Origin of the sequence: Paracoccus sp. (in: a-proteobacteria), from assembly GCF_047973135.1 — a bacterium.
Classification (GTDB): Bacteria; Pseudomonadota; Alphaproteobacteria; order Rhodobacterales; family Rhodobacteraceae; genus Paracoccus.
Genome location: NZ_JBKEBL010000154.1, coordinates 1 through 6978, shown reverse-complemented (window position 1 = coordinate 6978; position 6978 = coordinate 1). Strand labels below are relative to the sequence as shown.

9 protein-coding genes and 1 pseudogene are annotated in these 6978 nt (G+C 62.4%); 2 read left to right on the top strand and 8 right to left on the bottom strand.

The genetic code is table 11. The features are described 5' to 3' along the window. From ACK5L9_RS11940 to ACK5L9_RS11910, 7 genes and pseudogenes are all read right to left on the bottom strand, one after another. Nucleotides 1-578, bottom strand: a pseudogene (locus ACK5L9_RS11940) (carbamoyl phosphate synthase large subunit); the annotation flags it as partial. 114 nt (nucleotides 579-692) lie between these two features. Beyond that, complete coding sequence (locus tag ACK5L9_RS11935; protein WP_416911687.1) at nucleotides 693-1466, bottom strand: DUF1217 domain-containing protein; 774 nt, start codon at nucleotides 1464-1466, stop codon at nucleotides 693-695. A 5-nt stretch (nucleotides 1467-1471) separates the two neighbouring features. Beyond that, entirely contained in the window at nucleotides 1472-1876 is a 405-nt protein-coding gene (gene flbT, locus ACK5L9_RS11930; protein ID WP_416911686.1) for a flagellar biosynthesis repressor FlbT, read from the bottom strand. After that, complete coding sequence (gene flaF, locus ACK5L9_RS11925; RefSeq protein ID WP_416911685.1) at nucleotides 1873-2241, bottom strand: flagellar biosynthesis regulator FlaF; 369 nt, start codon at nucleotides 2239-2241, stop codon at nucleotides 1873-1875. The genes flbT and flaF overlap by 4 nt, the downstream gene beginning before the upstream one ends. A gap of 79 nt (nucleotides 2242-2320) precedes the next feature. Then, nucleotides 2321-3169 carry a flagellin gene (locus tag ACK5L9_RS11920; RefSeq protein ID WP_416911684.1) on the bottom strand — a complete coding sequence of 283 codons (849 nt, stop codon included), beginning with the start codon at nucleotides 3167-3169 and terminating at the stop codon, nucleotides 2321-2323. A 172-nt stretch (nucleotides 3170-3341) separates the two neighbouring features. After that, a complete protein-coding gene (locus ACK5L9_RS11915; protein WP_416911683.1) occupies nucleotides 3342-3659 on the bottom strand; it encodes a hypothetical protein in 318 nt (105 codons plus the stop codon). After that, nucleotides 3656-3904, bottom strand: coding sequence for a rod-binding protein (locus ACK5L9_RS11910; RefSeq protein WP_416911682.1), 249 nt, complete (start codon nucleotides 3902-3904; stop codon nucleotides 3656-3658). The genes ACK5L9_RS11915 and ACK5L9_RS11910 overlap by 4 nt, the downstream gene beginning before the upstream one ends. 116 nt (nucleotides 3905-4020) lie before the next feature. Here ACK5L9_RS11910 and ACK5L9_RS11905 point away from each other — a divergent pair, with 116 nt between their 5' ends. Both ACK5L9_RS11905 and ACK5L9_RS11900 read left to right on the top strand, forming a co-directional pair. Then, nucleotides 4021-5052, top strand: coding sequence for a flagellar hook-length control protein FliK (locus ACK5L9_RS11905; RefSeq protein ID WP_416911681.1), 1032 nt, complete (start codon nucleotides 4021-4023; stop codon nucleotides 5050-5052). An 11-nt stretch (nucleotides 5053-5063) separates the two neighbouring features. Beyond that, nucleotides 5064-5726 (top strand): flagellar hook capping FlgD N-terminal domain-containing protein, encoded by a 663-nt coding sequence (locus ACK5L9_RS11900; RefSeq protein WP_416911680.1) that lies wholly within the window; start codon nucleotides 5064-5066, stop codon nucleotides 5724-5726. Nucleotides 5727-5733: 7 nt separating this feature from the next. On the opposite strand, the gene ACK5L9_RS11895 is transcribed toward ACK5L9_RS11900, so the two are convergent. Then, entirely contained in the window at nucleotides 5734-6819 is a 1086-nt protein-coding gene (locus tag ACK5L9_RS11895) for an ABC transporter substrate-binding protein (protein WP_416911679.1), read from the bottom strand. Nucleotides 6820-6978 lie beyond the last annotated feature (159 nt).

The window sequence follows — 6978 nt, the reverse complement described above, 5'->3', positions numbered from 1 at the left end:
TCCTCGCGGTTATAGGCGACGCCGCCGCCCGTGCCGCCGAGGGTGAAGGCCGGGCGGATGATCGCGGGAAGGCCGATGCTCTCCAGCGCGGCGACGCATTCCTCCATGCTCTCGGCGATGGTCGCCTTCGGGTTTTCAAGCCCGATCCGGTCCATCGCTTCGCGAAAGAGCTTGCGATCCTCGGCCATCTCGATGGCTTCGCGCTTGGCGCCGATCAGTTCGACGCCGAGTTGATCCAGCACGCCGGATTCCGCCAGCTTCATCGCCGTGTTGAGCCCGGTCTGCCCGCCCATGGTCGGCAGGAGCACCATGCGCTCGCCGGGGTGGCGCTCCTTTTCCTGCCGGATGATTCGCTCGACCACCTCGGGCGTGATCGGCTCGACATAGGTCGCATTGGCCAGGCCCGGATCGGTCATGATCGTGGCCGGGTTCGAGTTCACGAGGATGACCCGATACCCCTCCTCCCGCAGCGCCTTGCACGCCTGCGCGCCGGAATAATCGAATTCGCAGGCCTGCCCGATGACGATGGGTCCGGCACCGATGATCAGGATAGAGGTGATATCGGTTCTTTTCGGCATGGTCCTGCCCCCGGTTTGTCATGAATGGCGCAAATCGTCCGGGGTTATAGCTGTGGTGCCGCGAGGCGCAAGGTGCGATCCGCCGCATCGGACCAATTGCGCGCCGCCCGGCAATTACTGCGATAGCAGCGTCAGCGCGGCGCTGTACCGGTTCTGCACCGGGGACGCGCCCATCTGGGACCGCAGCAAAAAACGCTGGATCAGACGGTCCGTAACGTTGGGCCGGGTGATGTCGTCAAAGGACGCGCTGCCCAGAACACGTTCGGACGCCCTGGTGAATTCCTGCAGCTGGCGGTCGATGGGCAGCTTGCCATAGGCCGGGCCAAAGCCGAATGCGTCCTGAAAAACCTTGCGCAGGGGCGGGTTGCCGAACACCTCGTACCAGAGGGTCTTATCCGATGAATCCCGGCCCGCCATGTCCTCGATCTCGCGCCGGGCGTTCAGCGCCAGCCGCAGCGTTTCATCGCTGGCACCGACGCGGCGTTCCAGTTCCCGTTCCAGATATGCCTGTGAAATCCGGTCGGCAAAGCCGGGCTCCTCGCTGTTATTCGCACCTGCGAAATCAAAGGCACGGGCAAGCCGCAGATATCGCTTGTCGCTGAGACGGTTCGCCAGAGACGCGTTGTCATTCAGATCGGATTCCAGAACCTGCCGGATCAGGGCGCGACTGCCGATGTCATCCTCCAGCCCAAAGGCCTTGAGGGCGACGGTCAGCATTTGATAGTCGCCGACCAGTGCCTCGGCTGAACCGGTGATCTCGATCCGGTCACGAAAATAGCTTGTCTCGCGCTGGACGACCGGGTCGTTTTTCAACATCTGCATCTGCCGATCCTCGGTCCGTTGCAGCACGCGCCAGCCCGTCAGCCCGCCGGAACCGGCGTTGATCATCCCCGTCATTGCCGCCGCGCAGCAAACAGCCGCGCCTCCCTTGGCAACAACTCGCGCAGCCTGCGCAGCGCCTGATAGGCATTGCCTTCAATGGCATGCCGGGTCGCACCGCCCAGCAGCACACGGCTGTCACGGTCGTCCAGCACCTGGCTAAGCTGTTCGATAGCGACAATCAGTTGCTGAAACCCCTCCTTCGGCTGCGCATCGCCAGACAGGATCATCTGGGCGATCAGGCAGGCGCGCGACACCGGCGTCCGGGCGTCGTCAGGATGGATCGCGTCCTTGAGACGCAGGACATTCACATTCGCAGTCTTGATCGAAAATTTGGAACGCTTTTCGCCATTCTCGATCACCGCGCCATTGATCAGGATCCGCTCTTTCGGGGCTAGTTTCAATACCAGACCGGTCATGCACCCACCTCGCCGCGAAGCCCTTTCATTACCGAAAGATTGATGTCGATCAACGGCTGGATCGTCGCCTTGCCGCTCATCACCGCCCGCCCGTGACGGATCGAAAAGTTCGCAAGGGATAACAGGCCCGCCTTGACCTCATCCGGAAGGGCATTTCCCGTCTCAGCCAGATCGGCGGCAAGGATCGTCCATAGTTCCGTGTTCTTGTGGACGGCAAGGATCTCGTCGGCACCGCCCATCGGGCCAGCCTGACGCATCATCCGTGTGACACGCGAAAAGACATCATATTCGGTATCGCGATCGCTGCGCAGTGCACGTGCGCCATAGCTGTAGCCATAGTCGGATTGGGGTGTTACCGCGTTCAATTTTCAGTTTCCGATCTGATTTGCCATGGTGATCGCGGGGCACCCAAAGGTGCCCCGGAATTTTTCAATCGACGTCCAATCAGCGGAACAGCGAGAGGATGGCCGACGGTGCCTGGTTAGCGATGGACAGGGCTTGAATACCCAGTTGCTGCTGGGTTTGCAGGGCCTGAAGACGGGCCGAAGCCTCTTCCATATCGGCATCGACCAGCGAACCGATACCGACGGTCAGCGAGTCCGCCAGCTTGCCGACAAAGCTGGCCTGATCGGCGATATGCGCGCCCTTTGCACCCAGAGCGGCGGTCCCCTCGACGGCAGCGTCGATCAGGGGTTCAAGCGCGTGGATGTAGGCGTCAGCCGTTGCACGGCTGGAAATATCGGCAATAGCGGTTCCTGCGGTATGGATCGACGCCTCGAAGTCAAGTGAATCGACGGTGATCACATTCGACGTTGTCGCAGCAGAGCCAACCACGCGGTCCAACGAAGCAAGGACGGTATACTCCGAACCGCCGTCGATCCCGTTGGTGCTGAGCATGTTGACGCCGTTCATCTGGGTGCCCTTGATGATCGAGTCGATCTGTTCCCAGTAGTTGTCGATCTGGATCTGGACCGTGTCGAAATCGAAGCCATCGGTCCCGGCATTCACGGCAAGATCCTTCATCTTGCCAAGGATGTCGGTGACCTGTTCGGCCCCGGAGCGCGCTGTCGCGACGATGGCTTCTGCCACGTTCAGGCCGCTTTGCACTTTCTTGAACGACGACTGGTCGCTTTCCATGACCTTGGAAATGGTCCAGATCGCGGCGTTGTCCTTGGCGTTGGCGATGGACTTGCCGGTCGACACCTCGGCCTGCGTCTTGTTCAGGTTCGAGTTGATCGCTTTCAGCGTCTGCAAGGCGACGATGGCACCGTTGTTGGTCAGAATGCTGGACATGTTGTCCTCCATTTATTTGCGCTTTTGCGCGGGATTTTCAATGAAAGGTCTTTCTGACCGGATCGGGCTTGCTGCCCCGCACTTCGTTGTGCGACCACCTGTTTAGAGGCAGGTGATTGATGATTAGTGAATATCCCTCCTTTCGACAAGAATTCCAAATATAGAATTTTATTCAATATCGGCGCGGCTGGTTCGCCACGACCGACGCGATCCGGCGATGCCCTGCATCATCATAGGTCTGCAACGAGCGCGCGGTCTCGATGATCGCCTGTACCTGGGCCACGGCGGATTTCGCGCCCTGCAGCGCGGCCTCGGCCAGTTCGCGCATCTCGGCGATCTGGGCCTGCAGCGCCTCGCGGGCCGCCGCGTCAGGGGGGCTTTTCTGCGCCTGCGCGGCGAATCGATCAAGATGATCCAGCGCAAGTTGTGCGTGACCGGCAACGATCGCGGCGCGCGCGGCGGCGATCTGGGTGGTCAGCAGATCGCTCATGTTGCTGCCCCAACTGCCTGAAGGCGCAGGCCAGTCTGCAACCGGCCGGCCATCAACGCCGCGTATTCCTGCGTCAGAAAGCTGGTAAACTGTTCTTCCCCGTGGCCGCCGGAAAAACTGCCATCGGAGGGGCGCGGCCCGCAATATTTCAGCATCTCTTCGAGAAACGCCTGCTCAAGCCGGGTTGCCGCCTCGGCCGCCTTTGGCTGCACACCCGTATTCGGTGACACGGATTCCATTTTCATGCCATATCTCCTGAAAAATTAGACATGATCTCTTTTTAATCTCTTTGCGTAAATAATTGGTAAGCATTTCGGATTATCAACAGACTATATTGCATCGGCAATCTGGAAATCCGCGCATGGAATTTATCGCCCCCCTGACAACCCTGACCAGCCTGCCTGGCGAATCACCAAAATCCGACGCCACGACAGAGGCGGAAGCCGGCAACGGCGCGATTTTTTGCGAAACCGTCGCCTGCGAATCGCTGCCGACGGATGCCGTTATCCCCGGCCAGGCCGGGGATCCGGCCATTCCGGTCGCCGACCCAGAGGGACCGCCTCGCACCGAATCGGATGATGACGACCCCGCCTCCGAATCTCCGGATGACCCGGTCGAGGTTCTGCTGGACGGCTGGTGCGGTGTCACCGGCCGCGTGACGTCCTCTTTTCCGAAACCGGTGGCCCCCGATTCGCCGCGCGGGGAACATGTTGTCCTGCGCGCGAAAAGCGGCCCGGCAGCAGGGATTCTGACCGATCAGCCCGCCCCGGTCGCATCGCCATTGACAGATACCGAAAGCGCGCCCGAATACATCGCGCCCGATCAAGCCGGCGATTCGCCCCCTCAACCCCGCCCCGCGGACCGGCCACTACCCGAGACAAGCGGCAAGATCCCGGTTCCGCACACCGCGCCACGGGACGCCCCGCCCGAGTCGGCGCCACGCATCCCTTTGCCCGACGCGGCCCCGCGCCAGACGGTGTTTCAGGTGCAGCCGACAATGCGGCAGATCGTCGATGCCGTCGTTACCAGCCACGACGACAGGGTCGAGATCACTCTGTCGCCGGAAGAACTGGGCCGCGTCCGGATGGTGCTGTCCGGCCATGACCGCGCGCCGCACCTGTCCATCTGGGTCGAACGCCCCGAAACCCTGGATCAGATGCGCCGCCACGGCCACCACCTGCAACAGCAGTTGCAGGAAGAAGGGATGCCCGACGCGACGCTGGATTTTCATGGCGGGCAACAACGGCACGGTCGCGACCAACCCGAACGTTTCGCCGAAATCCTGCGACCGGACCCTGCAGGCACGGCTTTCGGACCGTTGCACATCCCGGCCCGGATCGCCCCTACCCCGCCTCCGCTGTCTGGCAGCCGCCGACTGGACATTCGCATCTGAAAGGAAAAACCATGATACCCGCAATCGGAACCTCCACCCCTCCGCAACCCACGGGCGGTCAGGCGACCGCAGCCGCTGGCGGCACCAATGCCGATTTCAACACCTTTCTGCGCATGCTGACGACACAGCTCAAAAATCAGGATCCGCTGAACCCGATGGAGGGCACCGAATTTGCAGTTCAGCTTGCCACCTTTTCAGGGGTTGAACAGCAAGCGCAGACCAACAAGCTGTTGTCGCAGCTTGCTGTACAGATGGGGGCTGGCGGACTGGGACAGACCGCCGACTGGATCGGAAAAGAAGCGCGGACGACCGCGCCTGTCTGGTTTGGCGACAAGGCGCTGACGCTGGATGTCGCGCCTGATCCGCGCGCCGATGATGTTGCGCTGGTCGCGCTGGATGCCAGCGGACAAGAGGTCGCGAGAGAGATGATCGGCCCCGGTGCCGGGCAGGTGGACTGGTACGGGCGCGATGCGGCGGGCGACAAGCTGCCAGACGGGCGGTACAGTTTCCGCGTCGAAAGCCTGCGCGATGGCGAGGTAATCGCCGATACCGAAGCATCCGCCTATGCGCGTATCACCGAAGCCGGACTTGGCGATACCGGTGTCGAACTGATATTCGAGGGTGGGGCCACCGCCCCGGTCAGCGCGATCACCGCGCTTCGCGCCGGAAGCTGAGGGACGGTCAATGCCCCGGCGCCTCTGCCGCCCCGACAGGGCGGGTTGCGATCCGGGTGTTCCAGGTCTGCCTGAACGCCGCGCGCTTCATCGCGTCCTGACCCAGCCGCAATGCGGGCGACAACTGGATCGGGCGCGACGCGCCAGCGGGGATCAGGTCGTCGCGGATCGGGTCATCCCCCGCCGCAGAATGCGAAATGATCAGCCCCTGACGCTGCATTACGCGCTGTCCGTCGGGGGACAGCATGAAATCGATGAATTCGCCCGCCTGCGCCGGATTGCGGGCGTCCTTGGCGATAAAGGCCGCGCGATGCAGCACCAGTGTGTAATCCGATGGCATCACGACACGCAGCGACGGATCATCCCGCGCAACCGAAAAGGCATAGGAACCCAGGATGTTATAGGCCACCAGAAAATGCCCGCTGCGGACCTGTTCGATGATCTCGGCGGAACAGCAGGTGGCTACGGCACCGGCGCGGCCAAAGGCCTCAAGCAAGCTGCCAAAGGTCGAGGCATGAAGGCTGTCCTGAAAGGCAAACAGATAGCCCACGCCGGAGGTCTCGATATCATAGGTCGCGATGCGGCCATCCAGCCGGGAATCGCGGCGCAGCATGTCCAGCAGGTCAAAGCGGCTTTGCGGGATCGATCCTTCAGGAAACCCGGCCCGGTTGAAAACCATGACAACCGGCTCCTCGGTCATACCGAACAGCTCGTCGCACCAGTTCCGTTCGGGTGGCAGGGCCTGCACCAGATCGGAAAAATGCGGTCGGGCGCAACCCGCGTTCACCAGCGCGACCTGAAGATCGGCGGCAGAACTGAAAATCAGGTCGGCCCCCTCGCTGCCCGCCGCGCAATCCGCCTGAACGCGATCATACAGCGCGTTGGTGTTCCAGTCCTGCCACTCGACCAGCAGGCCAGGACGGGTCGCGATGAAGGCTTTGATCACCGGCGCGAAAAAGGCGATGTCGGCGGCGGCGCGGACCACCAAACGGCGCGGGGCGCCCGCATCACCGAACCGGGCGACGGCATCCGGGCCAGGGCCGCCCGCAGCCATGCACAGCATCACGGCGCATGCGATCGCAAGACGCCTCATATCGACGGCCCCGACAATTGACCCATAGCCGCCCTGGAACCCGCAGTGATCCCGTCCCGCCTGTGCGGCGCAGCCCAGCGGCGCATTGCGCCCTGCATCCGGGCCGGGTCTGCCGGTCCACCGTCACAAAACCCGCCCCTTGCAGCCGGTTTTCCGGAG